The organism is Mesorhizobium sp. P2_D1 (assembly GCF_056404455.1).
Genome location: NZ_JBFUDZ010000011.1, coordinates 39,898 through 54,340 on the forward strand (window position 1 = coordinate 39,898; position 14,443 = coordinate 54,340).

At 63.1% G+C, this 14,443-nt stretch carries 15 protein-coding genes; 12 read left to right on the forward strand and 3 right to left on the reverse strand.

The window, feature by feature from the left end; genetic code table 11:
* Positions 1-75 precede the first annotated feature (75 nt).
* Together AC1D0I_RS10940 and AC1D0I_RS10945 are read left to right on the forward strand one after the other, a co-directional pair.
* Positions 76-1,614, forward strand: a complete 1,539-nt coding sequence (locus tag AC1D0I_RS10940; protein ID WP_477395021.1) for a trimethylamine methyltransferase family protein — start codon at positions 76-78, stop codon at positions 1,612-1,614.
* Positions 1,615-1,671: 57 nt separating this feature from the next.
* Positions 1,672-4,098, forward strand: coding sequence for a GcvT family protein (locus AC1D0I_RS10945; protein WP_477395022.1), 2,427 nt, complete (start codon positions 1,672-1,674; stop codon positions 4,096-4,098).
* A 21-nt stretch (positions 4,099-4,119) separates the two neighbouring features.
* On the opposite strand, the gene AC1D0I_RS10950 is transcribed toward AC1D0I_RS10945, so the two are convergent.
* Positions 4,120-4,512: a DoxX family protein gene (locus tag AC1D0I_RS10950; RefSeq protein WP_477227089.1), complete on the reverse strand. Its 393-nt coding sequence runs from the start codon at positions 4,510-4,512 to the stop codon at positions 4,120-4,122.
* Positions 4,513-4,717: 205 nt separating this feature from the next.
* Here AC1D0I_RS10950 and AC1D0I_RS10955 point away from each other — a divergent pair, with 205 nt between their 5' ends.
* Positions 4,718-5,206 carry a hypothetical protein gene (locus AC1D0I_RS10955; RefSeq protein ID WP_477395136.1) on the forward strand — a complete coding sequence of 163 codons (489 nt, stop codon included), beginning with the start codon at positions 4,718-4,720 and terminating at the stop codon, positions 5,204-5,206.
* 80 nt (positions 5,207-5,286) lie between these two features.
* On the opposite strand, the gene AC1D0I_RS10960 is transcribed toward AC1D0I_RS10955, so the two are convergent.
* Positions 5,287-6,063: a VOC family protein gene (locus AC1D0I_RS10960; protein WP_477395024.1), complete on the reverse strand. Its 777-nt coding sequence runs from the start codon at positions 6,061-6,063 to the stop codon at positions 5,287-5,289.
* Positions 6,064-6,236: 173 nt separating this feature from the next.
* Between AC1D0I_RS10960 and AC1D0I_RS10965 the strand changes: the two genes are divergently transcribed.
* The 7 genes from AC1D0I_RS10965 (at position 6,237) to AC1D0I_RS10995 (ending at position 12,160) form a co-directional block, all read left to right on the forward strand.
* A complete protein-coding gene (locus AC1D0I_RS10965) occupies positions 6,237-6,962 on the forward strand; it encodes a gamma-glutamylcyclotransferase (RefSeq protein ID WP_477286750.1) in 726 nt (241 codons plus the stop codon).
* Between the two features lie 119 nt (positions 6,963-7,081).
* Positions 7,082-8,437, forward strand: a complete 1,356-nt coding sequence (locus tag AC1D0I_RS10970; protein WP_477395026.1) for an NAD(P)-dependent oxidoreductase — start codon at positions 7,082-7,084, stop codon at positions 8,435-8,437.
* Between the two features lie 4 nt (positions 8,438-8,441).
* Positions 8,442-9,284, forward strand: a complete 843-nt coding sequence (locus AC1D0I_RS10975; RefSeq protein WP_477395028.1) for a class I SAM-dependent methyltransferase — start codon at positions 8,442-8,444, stop codon at positions 9,282-9,284.
* Positions 9,285-9,296: 12 nt separating this feature from the next.
* Positions 9,297-10,610, forward strand: coding sequence for an NAD-dependent dihydropyrimidine dehydrogenase subunit PreA (preA, locus tag AC1D0I_RS10980; protein WP_477395030.1), 1,314 nt, complete (start codon positions 9,297-9,299; stop codon positions 10,608-10,610).
* Positions 10,611-10,725: 115 nt separating this feature from the next.
* The gene (locus AC1D0I_RS10985) at positions 10,726-11,244 is read left to right on the forward strand and encodes an RrF2 family transcriptional regulator (protein WP_477395032.1); all 519 of its coding nucleotides are present in this window, start codon (positions 10,726-10,728) and stop codon (positions 11,242-11,244) included.
* A gap of 11 nt (positions 11,245-11,255) precedes the next feature.
* Entirely contained in the window at positions 11,256-11,714 is a 459-nt protein-coding gene (locus tag AC1D0I_RS10990; RefSeq protein ID WP_477395033.1) for a carboxymuconolactone decarboxylase family protein, read from the forward strand.
* Between the two features lie 68 nt (positions 11,715-11,782).
* On the forward strand, positions 11,783-12,160 hold the full coding sequence (locus tag AC1D0I_RS10995; protein ID WP_477395035.1) for a DoxX family protein: 378 nt from the start codon (positions 11,783-11,785) through the stop codon (positions 12,158-12,160).
* A 137-nt stretch (positions 12,161-12,297) separates the two neighbouring features.
* Here AC1D0I_RS10995 and AC1D0I_RS11000 read toward each other — a convergent pair whose 3' ends face one another.
* Positions 12,298-12,609: a hypothetical protein gene (locus AC1D0I_RS11000; protein WP_477395142.1), complete on the reverse strand. Its 312-nt coding sequence runs from the start codon at positions 12,607-12,609 to the stop codon at positions 12,298-12,300.
* Here AC1D0I_RS11000 and AC1D0I_RS11005 point away from each other — a divergent pair.
* Positions 12,523-13,197, forward strand: coding sequence for a GNAT family N-acetyltransferase (locus AC1D0I_RS11005; RefSeq protein ID WP_477395037.1), 675 nt, complete (start codon positions 12,523-12,525; stop codon positions 13,195-13,197). The two genes, AC1D0I_RS11000 and AC1D0I_RS11005, sit on opposite strands and share 87 nt — an antisense overlap.
* A 135-nt stretch (positions 13,198-13,332) precedes the next feature.
* Positions 13,333-14,394: a glycosyltransferase family 4 protein gene (locus AC1D0I_RS11010; protein WP_477395039.1), complete on the forward strand. Its 1,062-nt coding sequence runs from the start codon at positions 13,333-13,335 to the stop codon at positions 14,392-14,394.
* The last annotated feature ends 49 nt before the right edge of the window (positions 14,395-14,443 follow it).

The following is a 14,443-nucleotide window of genomic DNA, read 5'->3' on the forward strand; positions in this document are numbered from 1 at the left end:
CCGTGGCTAAAATCACGTCCGCAAACGGCGTATTTCTGACAGCTTGCCCGGTTTGCCGAGGCTTTGATGTCAGGCATGAACGAACCAAGACGCAAGCGCGGCGCCGAGCGCACCAGCAACAGGGGGCCATCGGCCATCCCGCAATTGCCGCTCCGGCGCGTGACCAATCCCTATCCGCCAATGGCAATGCTCTCGGCCGACAAGATCGAGCAGATCCATCAGGCGTCGATGCACATATTGGAGAATTTCGGGATCGAGGTGATGAGCCCGCGCGCGCTGTCGCTGTTCGAGAAGGCCGGCGCCAGCGTCGACCATGCCTCGGCGAATGTCCGCATCGATCGCGGCCTCGTCGCCGAGGCGCTGAAGACCACGCAGTCCAGCTATGTGCTGACGCCGCGCAATCCGGCCAACGCCATTCATCTCGGCGGCAACACCATCAATTTCACGCTCGTCGCCGGGCCGCCCAATGTGCACGACATGGAACGCGGCCGCCGCGCTGGCAATCTGCGCGACTATTCCGACCTCACCCGACTGGCGCAGCATTTCAACTGCATCCACATGCTGGGCAACCAGGTCTGCGCACCGGTGGAACTGCCGGCGAATTCCCGCCATCTCGACACCTATTTCACCAATTTGACGCTGACCGACAAGAGTTTCCATGTCTCGGCGATCGGCAGGGGTAGGGCGCTGGACGGCATCGAGATGATGGCGATTGCGCGCGGGCTGACGCTGGACCAGATGCGCGACGATCCCGGGATCACCACCATCATCTCGGTCAACTCGCCGCGCCGCTTTGACGAGATGATGGCAGAGGGGCTGATGACCATGGCCGAGTTCGGCCAGTCGGTGGCGGTGACGCCGTTCACGCTGATGGGGGCGATGAGCCCGGTGACGCTGGCCGGCGCGCTGGCGCAACAGAATGCCGAAGCGCTGTTCGGCGTGGTGCTGACGCAGTTGGTGCGCCCCGGTGCGCCGGTCATGTATGGCGCCTTCACTTCCAATGTCGACATGAAGTCGGGCGCGCCGGCCTTCGGCACGCCGGAGAATACCAAGGCCAACATCGCGTCGGGGCAGTTGGCGCGACGCTACAATCTGCCCTACCGCACCACCCCGGGTTCCGCCTCCAACGCCGCCGATGCGCAGGGCGCGTATGAGACGCTGATGGCGCTGTGGGGCGCGGTGCTCGGCCACGGCAATCTCGTCTACCACGCTGCCGGCTGGCAGGAGGGCGGACTGACAGCGTCGTTCGAGAAGCTCATCATCGATGTCGAGATGATCCAGCACATGATGGAGTTCCTGCGCCCGATCGAGGTCAACGAGGCGGAGCTTGCCGTCGAAGCCTTGGGCGCGGTGCCGACCGGCGGCCATTTCTTCGGCGAGCCGCATACGCTCGAGCGTTACGCCACCGCCTTCTACCAGCCGATGCTGTCCAATTGGCAGAATTACGAAGCCTGGCAGGAAGCCGGTGGCCTCGACGCCACGGCGCGGGCGACGCGGCTGTGGAAGAAGGCGCTCGAGGACTATGTCGAGCCGGTGATGGATATCGCCGTGCGCGAGGCGCTTGAGGCCTACATGGCCAAGCGGCGCGAAGCGATCGGGCAGGGCGAGCCGTGATGCCTCGCGTTTCGATTCATCTCACCCATTCAACACACTGATATCAGAGAAAAATCCATGAAATCGCATGCAAAGGTCGTGGTCATTGGCGGCGGCGTCGTCGGGTGCTCCGTACTGTTCCATCTGGCCCGCCACGGCTGGACCGACGTCGTGCTTCTGGAGCGTGACGAGCTGACCTCGGGCTCGACCTGGCACGCGGCCGGCGGCATGCACACGATCAATGGCGATCCCAACGTCGCCAAGCTGCAGAAATACACGATCAACCTCTACAAGGAGATCGAGGAGCTTTCCGGCCAGGCGACCGGCGTGCACCTGACCGGCGGTGTGCTTCTGGCGGCGACCGAGGCGCGGCTGGACTGGCTGCGCGGCGTCGTCGCCAAGGGGCGCTATCTCGGCATCGAGCTTGAGGAGATCTCGCCCAGCGAGGCGGCCGAACTGATGCCGCTGCTCGATCCCAAGCAGTTCGTCGGCGCTGTCAGAAACAAGGAGGACGGCCATCTCGATCCGTCGGGGGTGACCCATGCCTATGCCAAGGCGGCGCGCAAACTCGGCGCCGAGGTCGAGCGCTTCACCAAGGTCGAGGACATCGTGCGGCGCGCCGATGGGATGTGGCGCGTCATCACCAACAAGGGCGAGGTGGTGGCCGAGCATGTCGTCAATGCCGGCGGCCTGTGGGCGCGCGAGGTCGGCCGCATGGTCGGGCTCGAACTGCCGGTGCTGGCGATGGAGCACATGTACCTGATCACCGAGGACATGCCGGAGGTCGCCGCCTGGAACGCCAAGACCGGCACGGAGATCATCCACGCGGTCGATTTCGATGGCGAGCTCTATCTGCGCCAGGAACGCGGCGGCATGCTGATGGGTACCTATGAGAAGGCCAACAAGCCGTGGTCCGAGTTCCAGACGCCGTGGAATTTCGGCCATGAATTGCTGGCGCCGGACATCGACCGCATCGCGCCGTCGCTCGAGGTCGGCTTCCGGCATTTCCCGGCGTTCCAGAACACTGGCATCAAGCAGATCATCAACGGCCCCTTCACCTTCGCGCCGGACGGCAACCCGCTGGTCGGGCCGGTGCGCGGCCTGCCGGGTTTCTGGGTTGCCTGTGGAGTCATGGCCGGCTTCAGCCAAGGCGGCGGGGTCGGCCTGGCGCTGTCCAACTGGATGATCGAGGGCGATCCCGGCGCCGACATCTGGGCGATGGACGTCGCGCGCTATGGCGACTGGGCGACGATGGCCTACACCAACGCCAAGGTGCGCGAGAACTATTCCAGGCGTTTTTCGATCCGCTTCCCCAATGAGGAGCTGCCCGCCGGGCGGCCGCTGAAGACGACACCGGTCTATGATCTGCTGTCGGCCAAGGGCGCGCAATGGGGCGTCGCCTATGGGCTCGAGGTGCCGCTCTGGTATGCGCCCGAAGGCGTCAAGGACGAGTTCTCGTGGCGCCGCTCGAGCGATTTCACCCAGGTCGCCAGGGAGGTCGCGACCGTTCGCGACGGCGTCGGCCTGTCAGAGATTTCGAGCTTCGCCAAATACAAGGTGGCGGGCGAGGGGGCGGCCGCCTGGCTCGACCGGATGCTCGCCTGCAAGCTGCCCAGGCCCGGCCGCATGACGCTGGCGCCGATGCTGAAGGATGACGGCAAGCTGATCGGCGACTTCACACTGGCCAATATCGGCAGCGAAGGCTGGTTCCTCGCCGGCTCCGGCATCGCCGAGCAATACCATATGCGCTGGTTCGAGAAGCACCTGCCTGCCGATGGTTCGGTTCGCATCGAGGCGCTGGGGCCAAAACTCACCGGCCTGGCGATCGCCGGGCCGAGAGCGCGCGAAGTGCTGGCCAAGGTCAGCCGCGCGGATGTCTCCAACGCCGCGTTTCCCTTCATGGCGGTTGCAAGAATGGACATCGGCATGGCGCCTTGCCTGGTCGGCCGCGTCAGCTACACAGGCGACCTCGGCTACGAGATCTGGGTGGCGCCGGAGTATCAGCGCGCTGCATTCCAGGCCCTGATGGCGGCCGGCGAGGAATTCGGCATCGGCCTGTTCGGCTCGCGCGCGCTCAACGCGCTGCGGCTGGAGAAGAACTACGGTTCATGGGCGCGCGAGTACCGGCCGATCTATGGGCCACTGGAAGCCGGTCTCGACCGCTTCGTTGCCTATAGCAAGGATGCGGATTTCATCGGCAAGGCCGCGGCGCTCGCCGAGCGCAAGCAGGGCGGCAAGCTGCGCCTTCGCGCCTTCATCGTCGATGCCGACGACGCCGATGTCATCGGCGACGAGCCGATCTGGTTCGATGGCGTGGTGTGTGGCTGGGTGACTTCGGGTGGCTACGCGCATCACTCGAAACAGTCCGTTGCCGTCGGCTATGTGCCGAAGGAGATCGCCGACGAGAGCGAAGGCTTCGAGATCGAGCTCTTGGGCAAGCGGCATGTCGCGCGCATGCAGGCGGCGCCGCTGTTCGACGCCAATTTCGAGAGGATGCGCGCTTGAGCACGCATCCCTCCCAAGTGGTCAGGCGCTCCGGCGGTTGTCCAGTGCGAAGGCCCCGGCGCCGGCAAACACCAGATAGAGGAAGATGAAGCAGAACGAGATCGCCAAATCTCCGCCGTTGTTGACGGGGAAGAAGTCGCGCGGCATGTGCGCCATGAAATAGGCGATCGCCATTTCGCCAGCCAGCAGGAACGCGACCGGGCGGGTGAACAGCCCCAGCGCCAGCAGGATGCCGCCGGCGAATTCGAGAATTCCAGCGGCGAGTGTCAGCCCGGTAAGGGTATGGGGTTGGTCGCTTATGGGAAAATTGAACAATTTCTGGCTGCCGTGCTCGATGAACTGCAGCGCCGTCATGATGCGCAGCACCCCCAAGGCCTGCGGCTGATACTTGGCGAGGCTTTCGAAAAGCTTCATAAATGGCTCCATTTGTCGCTTCCCGACCGGCCATAGATTGTCGCTGGGTAACGGACCATTCACTTCCCATGGCATGCCATCAACAATCGGTGATTGGAAATGTTCCCCGGTTTGACCTTTCATATTGTTCTCGTAGGGGTTGCATTTGTATCGCTATGGTTGTATCCGTAATATGGACATTCCGAACAGGTGGGTTCCCTTGGTTATGAAAAAAGTCGCCATCAGCCTATTCGCAATCCTTGCAGGGACCAGCTTCGCCATGGCCGAGGATGCCGGCTGCGAGGCCTTCAAATGGCCGGTGACGCGGGAACAGGCGTTGTTTGCCGCAGCGCCTCCAACGCCGTCTGGAGCGACGCTGGTGGTGGGTGCTGCTGCGGATCTGGCACTGGTGCCGGCGGAGAAAGCCGGTTTTGCGCTGCCGCCCGAACATGCCCCCGCATCAGGCACGTTCGGTGCCGTCGCCAGCGTCGAGGTGCCGGCCGAGGGCGCCATCCAGATAAGCCTGTCGGGCGAGGCCTGGGTCGATGTTATCCAGGACGGCCACAACGTGAAGTCGGTGGGCTATAGCGGCGTGAAAACCTGCCCCGGCATCCGCAAGAGCGTGCGTTTCAAGCTTGCGGCCGGCCCGGCCACCGTCCAGTTCAGCGGCGCGAAAAAAGCAGACCTGAAAGTCGCGGTGCTGACGCCCGAGTAATTCTCAAAGAGCGCCAGAGTCAGCGAGACAGCGCCCTCTGTCCAGATGGACAGAGGGGCGGAGAAACCGGGCCTGGCCTCTTACCGTACCGGCGCCATCAATGCGAAATGGGCGCCTTGCGGGTCCTGGCATTGTACAATCCAGCTGCCGCCGGGGACCTCCATCGGGCCCATCAGGATCTTGCCACCATTGTCGGTGACTCGCTTGGCGGCCGCGTCTATGGCCGCAACATTGAAGTAGAACTGCCAGACCGGCACCGGGATCTGCTGCGGCTTGTTCATGATGCCGCCACCGGATTCGGGGCCGGCCGTGAAGGTCTGGTAGGTGCCCATCGGGCCCATGTCGAAATCGCCGGCATTGGCCCAGCCGAACTGGTCGGAATAGAAATCGAATGCGGCCTTCCAGTCCGATGTGTAAAGCTCATGCCAGCCGATATGGCCTGGGGTGCTGGCTGGCACGATGGGCTGGTCCGGGCCGTTCGGCTGCAGGAACATGAAGGTCGCGCCTTGCGGATCGGCGACGACGGCAAAGCGGCCGACGCCCGGAATGTCGTCGGGCTTGCGGTGAACCGCACCGCCGGCTTTCTCCAGCGACGCCGTCGCGGCATCGACGTTTTTTGTATGGATGTAGCCGAGCCAGGCGGGCGGCATGCCCATCTTGGCGGCGTCCTCGGGCATTGTCATCAGCCCGCCGACGCCACGCTCGCCGACATTCATGACGATATAGCGCGGCATGTCGGGGGCCTTGTCGAAAGGCTGCGCAGTCCAGCCGACCACCTTGGTGTAGAACGCCTCGGCGGCGTCGAGATCTGTGGTCATCAATTCGTACCAGAAAAAGGGCATCGGGGTTTTTGGCATGGTCGGTCTCCTCACCGGTTATGCATTGATCGTCGGTCGATCCATCCTAGGACGATCTTCACGACGGAAATCCGACAATCGCCCAAACAAGAATGTCGATCCGCGACAAGCGTTCCCGGGTTGCGCGCCCACCGGTTTTCGATTTCTCTGCGGTGGAGAGGGGATGTCGTTTCATGCGCCGGATGTCGCTCACGCCTGAGCTTGTCGCACTGTGCCATCGGGAGGAGGCTGATCCTGGCCCTGACCCGAGCTGGACGGAGTTGAAAGACGAGGATTTCCGGCCCCTTGCCTTGCGGCTGTCCGATGAAGCCGACGAGGGGCCGCTTTGGGTGTTCGCCTATGGGTCGCTGATCTGGAAGCCGGAGTTCGAGTCGGTCGAGCAGCAGCTCGCCACGGCCTTTGGCTGGCACCGCTCCTTCTGCCTCGACATGGTGCGTTGGCGCGGCAGCGCCGAGCAGCCGGGGCTGATGATGGCGCTCGAGCGGGGCGGACGGTGCAACGGCGTCATCTACCGCTTGCCGGAGGGCGAAAAACCGGCCCAGATCGAACGGCTGCTGCGGCGTGAGATCAGCGACCACGAAAGTATCGACACGGTCAGGTGGCTGCCGGTGCATACGGCACAAGGGTCGCTGCGCGCGCTTGGCTTCTGGGTTGGCGTGAAGGGCAGGGGAACGTCGCTGAAGCAGCCGCTGGACAAGGTGGCGAGCGTGCTGGCCAGAGCCTGCGGGCACATCGGATCCGGCGCCGAATATCTCTACAACACGGTCAGTCATCTCGAAGCGTTCGGCATCCACGACCGCAATCTGTGGCGGTTGCAGGAACTGGTTGCGGACGAGGTCCGGGCTATCCATGGCCATGCTGTCGAGCCCAGCCATTCGCTCGCACTGCAAACGCCATAACATGAGTAAAAAGTTCATATTTTATTCAGCCTTATCAGGGTCTTGCGCCGAAAATTGACCAATTGATAAAAAAACAAAACGTGCTAGCCTTCGCCAAAACAAAACATGGGGAACTGACGATGCCAGAAGGCCAGTTCAAGGAAGGTATTGCCGGCGGTCGGCTCGCGGCCGACCAGTATGCGGACAATTTTTCCGACCTGCACCCGCCGCTCGATCACCACGAGGCGCTGGTCGAATCCGACCGCTGCTATTTCTGCTACGACGCGCCGTGCATGAATGCATGCCCGACCTCGATCGACATTCCGCTGTTCATCCGCCAGATATCGACCGGCAATCCGATCGGTTCGGCCAAGACGATCTTCGACCAGAACATTCTGGGCGGCATGTGCGCCCGCGTCTGCCCGACCGAGACGCTGTGCGAAGAGGTTTGCGTGCGCGAGGTGGCGGAAGGCAAGCCGGTCCAGATCGGCCGCCTGCAGCGCTATGCCACCGATGTCGCGATGAGCGAGAACAAGCAGTTTTACCAACGCGCCACTGCCACCGGCAAGACGGTCGCCGTGGTCGGGGCAGGGCCGGCCGGCCTCGCCGCCGCACATCGGCTCGCCCGCCACGGCCATGACGTGACCATCCTGGAAGCGCGGCCGAAGGCCGGCGGGCTCAACGAATACGGCATCGCCGCCTACAAGAGCGTCGACAATTTCGCCCAGGCCGAGGTCGACTACGTCACCGCCATCGGCGGCATCGACATCCAGAACGGCAAGGCACTTGGTCGCGACTACCAGCTGTCCGACCTGATGCGCAATTACGATGCCGTGTTCCTCGGCATGGGCCTTGGCGGCGTCAATGCGCTGCGCGCCGATGGCGAGGATGCCGACGGCGTAACCAACGCGGTCGAGTTCATTGCCGAGCTGCGCCAGGCCAGTGATCTCGCCAGCCTGCCGGTTGGCCGGCGTGTCGTCGTCATCGGCGGCGGCATGACGGCGATCGACGCGGCGGTGCAGTCGAAGCTGCTTGGCGCCGAGGAAGTGACGATCTGCTACCGGCGCGGCCACGAGCAGATGAACGCTTCCGGGTTCGAACAGGATCTTGCCGCCGCCAACGGCGTCACCATCCGCCACTGGCTGCAGCCGAAGCGGGTGATTGCCGAAGGCGGCAAGGTGTCGGCCATCGAACTCGAATACACCGCCATGGACGGCGACAGGCTTGCCGGCACCGGCGAGAGGCTGACACTGGTCGCCGACCAGGTGTTCAAGGCGATCGGCCAGAGTTTCGTGCCGACCGCGCTTAACGGCAGCGGTGCCGAGATCGAGCTCGAAGCCGGACGCATCAAGGTCGATGCGGAAGGCCGCACCTCGCTCGCGAAGGTCTGGGCCGGCGGCGACTGCATCTTCGGCGGCGACGACCTCACCGTTTCGGCCGTGGCGCAAGGCCGCGACGCGGCGGAGAGCATCCACAGGAGCCTCGCTCAGGGATAGGATCATGGCCACGGTGGAACCGGGCATCGCCCGTCACTATGACATATCGGGCCTGGAGGAGCGGATCATTGCCGCGCTCGCCGATAGCGGCGTGGACGTTGCCAATCTGCGTGCAAGCGATCTTGAAGCGGTCGACGAATTTCACATTGGCGGAGTGGCCGCGACCATGGCACTCGTCGGGCAGATGGGGCTGAAGCCGGGGACAATGCTTCTCGACATCGGGTCTGGCGTCGGCGGGCCGGCCCGCTTTGTCGCCAACAATGTTGGCGCCGATGTTACCGGCATCGACCTCACGCAAAGCTATGTCGATATCGCGGCCAGCCTGTCCGAGCGAACCGGTTTGGCGGGCAAGACGCGGTTCGTGCAAGGCAGTGCGCTGGACATGCCATTCGCGGATGCCAGCTTCGATGCGGCGGTCCTCCTGCATGTCGGCATGAACCTGCCCGACAAGCCGGGACTGATGAGCGAAGCTGCCCGCGTGCTACGGCCGGGCGGCGTTTTCGCCGTCTACGATGTGATGCGGCTGAAGGACGGCGCGCTGACCTATCCGCTGCCATGGGCGTCTGATGAAACCATGTCCTTCGTTGCCACCCCGGACGACTATCGCTCAGCGGCCGTCGCCGCCGGGTTCTCCGTGATCGCCGAGCGGCCGCGCGGCGCCTTTGCCATCGAGTTCTTTGCCACGATGCGTGCGCGCCTGGCAGCCGCGCAAGCGAAAGGCAGCAAGCCGCCGCCCGGCGTTGGCCTCGTCATGGGCGACGACGCCCGCACCAAGATCGCCAATATCACCGCCGCACTTGAAGGCGGCATTCTTGCACCCGTCGAACTGCTCCTTCGTCTCGGTTGAAAGGGACCTGTCATGGCAGACATCCGCAATAATTTCGTCGGCATCAAATCGCCCAATCCGTTCTGGCTGGCCTCGGCGCCGCCGACCGACAAAGCCTACAACGTCATCCGTGCCTTCAAGGCCGGCTGGGGCGGCGTTGTCTGGAAGACGCTTGGCGAGGAAGGCCCGCCGGTGGTCAACGTCAACGGCCCGCGTTACGGCGCGATCTGGGGCGCCGACCGGCGACTGCTCGGCCTCAACAACATCGAGCTGATCACCGACCGCGACCTGCAGGTCAATCTGCGCGAGATCAAGCAGGTCAAGAAGGACTGGCCCGACCGTGCCATCGTCGTCTCGCTGATGGTGCCTTGCGTCGAGGAGAGTTGGAAGGCGATCCTGCCGGTGGTCGAGGAGACGGAAGCTGATGGCATCGAGCTCAATTTCGGCTGTCCGCACGGCATGTCGGAACGCGGCATGGGTGCCGCCGTCGGCCAGGTGCCGGAATACATCGAAATGGTGGTGCGCTGGTGCAAGGCCAACACCCGCATGCCGGTCATCACCAAGCTGACGCCCAACATCACCGATGTGCGCAAGCCCGCGCGCGCCGCGCTTGCCGGCGGCACCGACGCGGTGTCGCTGATCAACACCATCAATTCGATCACCGGCGTCGACCTTGACAGTTTCGCGCCGCAGCCGACCATCGACGGCAAGGGTTCGCATGGCGGCTATTGCGGGCCGGCGGTGAAGCCCATCGCCATGAACATGGTGGCCGAGATCGCGCGCGATCCCGAAACCCACGGCTTGCCAATCTCCGGCATCGGCGGCATCACCACCTGGCGCGACGCGGCCGAATTCATGGCGCTCGGCGCCGGCAATGTGCAGGTCTGCACGGCCGCGATGACCTATGGCTTCAAGATCGTGCAGGAGATGATCGCCGGTCTCGAAAACTGGATGGACGAGAAGGGGCATGCCTCGCTCGATGACCTTGTCGGCCGCGCCACGCCCAACGTCACCGACTGGCAGTACCTCAACCTCAACTATGTCGCCAAGGCCCGTATCGACCAGGACGCCTGCATCCAATGCGGCCGCTGCCACATCGCCTGCGAGGACACTTCGCATCAGGCGATCACCAGCATGGTCGACGGCAAGCGGCATTTCGAGGTGATCGAGGCCGAGTGCGTCGGATGTAATCTATGCGTCAACGTCTGCCCGGTCGAGAACTGCATCACCATGGAGCCGCTCGCGGCAGGCGCGATGGACCAGCGCACCGGCAAGCCGGTGTCGCCGATCTATGCCAACTGGACGACGCACCCGAACAACCCGATGGCCAAGGTGGCGGCGGAGTAGGGGCGGCAGCCATTCGTCGAAAAAAGCGGCGCCTTCGGGCGCCGTTTTTTATTTCTTCTATTGCAGATAGAAGTTATCCACGATAAGACTTATCCATGAATTGGAGATCGACACAATGAAGCTGGGCGAAGGCGTTGAAGCAGCCATCCACTGCGCCGCCATGCTGGCCGGCGTCGAAGGCGAGGCGACCATGCCGGGCGCCGCGCTGGCGGAGGCCTTTGGCCTGTCGCCGAGCTACCTCCTGAAGCATCTCAACATGCTGAGCGCTGCGCGCATCCTGGAATCGGTGCCGGGACCGGCCGGCGGCTACCGGCTGGCGCGGCCGGCCGAGCGCATAACGCTGCTCGATATCGTGCTGGCGGTCGAAGGGCGCGAACCGGCCTTCCGTTGCGGCGAGATCCGCCGCAACGGTCCGACCAGGCTAGACGCCTCGGCTTATGTCAAACCCTGCGGCATCAATATCGCGATGCTGAAGGCCGAGAAGGCCTACCGCGCCGCACTCGCCGAGGCAAAGCTGTCCGATATCGTGGCGGAATACGTGACCGATGCCGATCCGCGTTCGTTCGCTGCCGGCTGCGCTTTCGTGGCGCGCCATCAGAGGCAGCAGAAATCCAGTTCAACCAAGCAAGCGTAAAGGACATCAAGATGAAACAGAGGCTGCAATTTTTCGCCAAGGCGCCGGAGATCATGAAGGCGGTGTCGGCGCTCAACAAGGCGGTCGACGAATGCGGGCTCGAGGTGAGCCTGTTGCACCTGATCAAACTCAGGGCGTCGCAGATCAACGGCTGCTCGTACTGCGTCGAGATGCACAGCCGCGAGGCCAGGCGCGACGGCGAGAGCGAGCAACGGCTCTATCTGGTTTCGGCCTGGAAGGAATCGCCGCTGTTTTCCGAGCGTGAGCGCGCCGCCTTCGCCTGGACCGAGGCCGTTACCCTGATCGCTGACCATGGCGTGTCGGACGAACTCTATGCAAAGACGCTCCAGCATTTCTCGGAAGAGGAACTGGTCAAGCTGTCGGTCGCGCTCGGCATGATCAACACCTGGAACCGGCTCTGCATCCCGTTCCACGCCCTTCATCCAGTGGCGGCGGCCAAAGCTGCCTGATTGACAGGTTTTGTCTTGGAGCGCCGTCGAGGAGGCGGCGCTCCAACTGTTTTGAAAGGGAGAGTTTGATGCCGATCGATTTGCCTTCGACCTTGTTGTTTCTCGGCCGGTTGTTGCTCGGCGGCGCCTTCGTCTTCGCCGGCCTGCGAAACATCCAGAACGCGGCCTTCCTGACCCAGCTGATGGCCGCGCGCGGCGTGCCGCAGGCGCGGTTGGCGCTATGGGCCGGCGTTGTCCTGCAGATCATTGCCGGCGTGTTGGTAATGGCGGGCTTCTGGATCGCAATTGCCTGTGCGGTGCTGGTCGTGTTCCTCATTGTTGCAACGCCGATGTTCCACAATTTCTGGGATCATAAGGGCCCGGACCGGGCGTCGCGCATCAACGGCTTCGTCGGCAATGTCGCACTGGGCGGTGGTTTTCTGACGCTGATCGCACAGTCTGTCTAGGCAAAGAACAAGCGATCAGGTTTTCCCGCAGAAGATCGACAGACCACGGGGATTGCAGGTAATGGCGGTGCTGTTTGACTTCGGCACCGGACGCTCTAATGTGCGCCGGCGGCTTCTTGTCAAGGAGTGGCCTCGTGTCAGTCGTGTATCGACCTGCCGGCGCGCAAGATCTGAAACGAGCTGACGAGCTTGTCGTTGCCAGCATCAACGATTTGACCGAGCGCCATGGCTTTGGCCCCATGGCCGTGCCGCGCCCGACCAATTTTCAATTGTTTTCCTTGAACGACGACGCCGCTGGCTTGTGAGTGGCGGAAGACGCCGGTGAAATCCTCGGCTTCGCCTGGAGTTGGGTCTGAGGGGATTTGTGGTTTCTCGCGCAGCTGTTCGTTTCTTCCAGTCATCAGGGCAGCGGGATCGGCAACGAACTGTTGAAACGAACGCTGGAGCATGCGCGGCAGTCGGGAGCGACCAACAAGGCTTTGATCACCTTCAGCTTCAACACCGTATCGCAAGGTCTCTACATCAGGCACGGACTGTTCCCGCGATTCCCGATCTACAATCTCAGCGTCGCGCAGGATGTCCTGAAAGGTCGATTGAAGGCCGGGCAGCTCCGCAGTGTGCCTCTGAGGGAAACAGGTTCGCACCTGCATAGCCTTGCCTATATTGACGATCGGGCCCTGGGCGTATCACGCGAAAAGCACCATCGGTATTTGATCAACGACGATGCGACGAGGGGCGTTGTTCTGTATGCCGGGGACGACTGCGTAGGCTACGTCTATATAGGCACCAACGGCCACATCGGGCCACTTGCGGTCGTGCGGCCGGATCAGCTCGACGCTGCCTTCAGAACCGCACTGAATCTCGCCGCGGAGATTGGCTCTTCGCAGGTGTCGGCGTTTCTGCCTGGCACGACGCAAACAGCTCTGAGCACCGCCGTCGAGCATGGGATGCGCATCACGCTTCCCATGGTTCTGATGTCGACGCGGGATCTTGGCGATTGGTCTCAGTATCTGCCCCGCAATCCTGGTTTCATGTGATCGCAGCCACTGCCTGCGTGGCATGGCACTCGACCCGCAGCCGCTCGTAGCCCCCGACGGCATCGATGTTAAATCGGAACCAATCGAGCCGTTGATGCATTTCGCACCTGTATGCCGAGCATCCCGGGACGAAATATGAAAATTGCCCATGTCGCGCCGCTTTATGAATCGGTGCCGCCCAGACTTTATGGTGGCACCGAACGCATCGTCTCGTACCTGACCGAAGCGCTGGTTGACCTTGGCCATGAGGTGACCCTGTTTGCCAGTGGCGACAGCCAGACCTCTGCGAAGCTGGTCGCCGGCAGGGAATGCGCGCTTCGCCTCGATCCGCGCCCGCTCAAATCCGAGATTGCGGCGCATCTTTCGATGCTTGCCGAGGTGCGGAAACGGGTGCGAGAGTTTGACGTCATCCACTTCCACCTCAGCCACTTCCTGCACTTTTCCTTCTTCGAGGACATGGCGGAGCGGACAGTGACGACGCCGCATGGCAGGCTGGACTATGTCGACCTGTCGCCGGCCTATGAGCGGTTCCCGCGCTTCCCGATGATTTCCATTTCGCGCAGCCAGAAGACAGGCCTCGCCAGGGCCAACTGGCTGGCAACGATCCACCACGGACTGCCGACCGGTGCTTACGAACCGACGTTCGAGACCAAAGCGCAAGAACCCTATCTTGCCTTCCTCGGTCGGTTTTCACGCGACAAGCGCCCGGATCGCGCCATCGAGATCGCCTTGCGCTCCGGGCTCAAGCTGAAGCTTGCGGCAAAGATCGGCGACGACGACCGAGCCTATTTCCACGAAGTGGTCGAGCCTTTGATCGACGGCGATCGCATCGACTATGTCGGCGAGATCGAGGAGGACCAGAAGGCGGAATTTCTCGGCAACGCTGCCGGCCTGCTGTTCCCGATTGACTGGCCCGAGCCGTTCGGCCTTGCCGCCATCGAGGCAATGGCCTGCGGCACGCCGGTGATCGCCTGGAATTGCGGCGCGCTGCCCGAGATCATTGATCAAGGCGTCACCGGCTTTATCGCGGATTCGTTGGATGGCGCGGTCGCCGCAGTGCCGGACTTGCTGCAGCTCGACAGGCGAAAGGTGAGGGGCGTTTTCGAAAGGCGGTTTTCCGCCAGAAGAATGGCCGGCGACTACCTGGCCGCCTATGCGCGCCTGCTCGGTGTCCCGAGCGAGGCGAAGGCGTCGTGAGCAGCGACGCGCTCGATCTATGGGAATGAAACGACAGGGATTTGTGACG

Coding starts and splice junctions, on each gene's coding strand:
- AC1D0I_RS10940 (WP_477395021.1), top strand. CDS start 76: ATGAACGAACCAAGACGCAAGCGCGGCGCCGAGCGCACCAGCAACAGG.
- AC1D0I_RS10945 (WP_477395022.1), top strand. CDS start 1,672: ATGAAATCGCATGCAAAGGTCGTGGTCATTGGCGGCGGCGTCGTCGGG.
- AC1D0I_RS10950 (WP_477227089.1), bottom strand. CDS start 4,512: ATGAAGCTTTTCGAAAGCCTCGCCAAGTATCAGCCGCAGGCCTTGGGG.
- AC1D0I_RS10955 (WP_477395136.1), top strand. CDS start 4,718: ATGAAAAAAGTCGCCATCAGCCTATTCGCAATCCTTGCAGGGACCAGC.
- AC1D0I_RS10960 (WP_477395024.1), bottom strand. CDS start 6,063: ATGCCAAAAACCCCGATGCCCTTTTTCTGGTACGAATTGATGACCACA.
- AC1D0I_RS10965 (WP_477286750.1), top strand. CDS start 6,237: ATGCGCCGGATGTCGCTCACGCCTGAGCTTGTCGCACTGTGCCATCGG.
- AC1D0I_RS10970 (WP_477395026.1), top strand. CDS start 7,082: ATGCCAGAAGGCCAGTTCAAGGAAGGTATTGCCGGCGGTCGGCTCGCG.
- AC1D0I_RS10975 (WP_477395028.1), top strand. CDS start 8,442: ATGGCCACGGTGGAACCGGGCATCGCCCGTCACTATGACATATCGGGC.
- preA (WP_477395030.1), top strand. CDS start 9,297: ATGGCAGACATCCGCAATAATTTCGTCGGCATCAAATCGCCCAATCCG.
- AC1D0I_RS10985 (WP_477395032.1), top strand. CDS start 10,726: ATGAAGCTGGGCGAAGGCGTTGAAGCAGCCATCCACTGCGCCGCCATG.
- AC1D0I_RS10990 (WP_477395033.1), top strand. CDS start 11,256: ATGAAACAGAGGCTGCAATTTTTCGCCAAGGCGCCGGAGATCATGAAG.
- AC1D0I_RS10995 (WP_477395035.1), top strand. CDS start 11,783: ATGCCGATCGATTTGCCTTCGACCTTGTTGTTTCTCGGCCGGTTGTTG.
- AC1D0I_RS11000 (WP_477395142.1), bottom strand. CDS start 12,609: ATGCTCCAGCGTTCGTTTCAACAGTTCGTTGCCGATCCCGCTGCCCTG.
- AC1D0I_RS11010 (WP_477395039.1), top strand. CDS start 13,333: ATGAAAATTGCCCATGTCGCGCCGCTTTATGAATCGGTGCCGCCCAGA.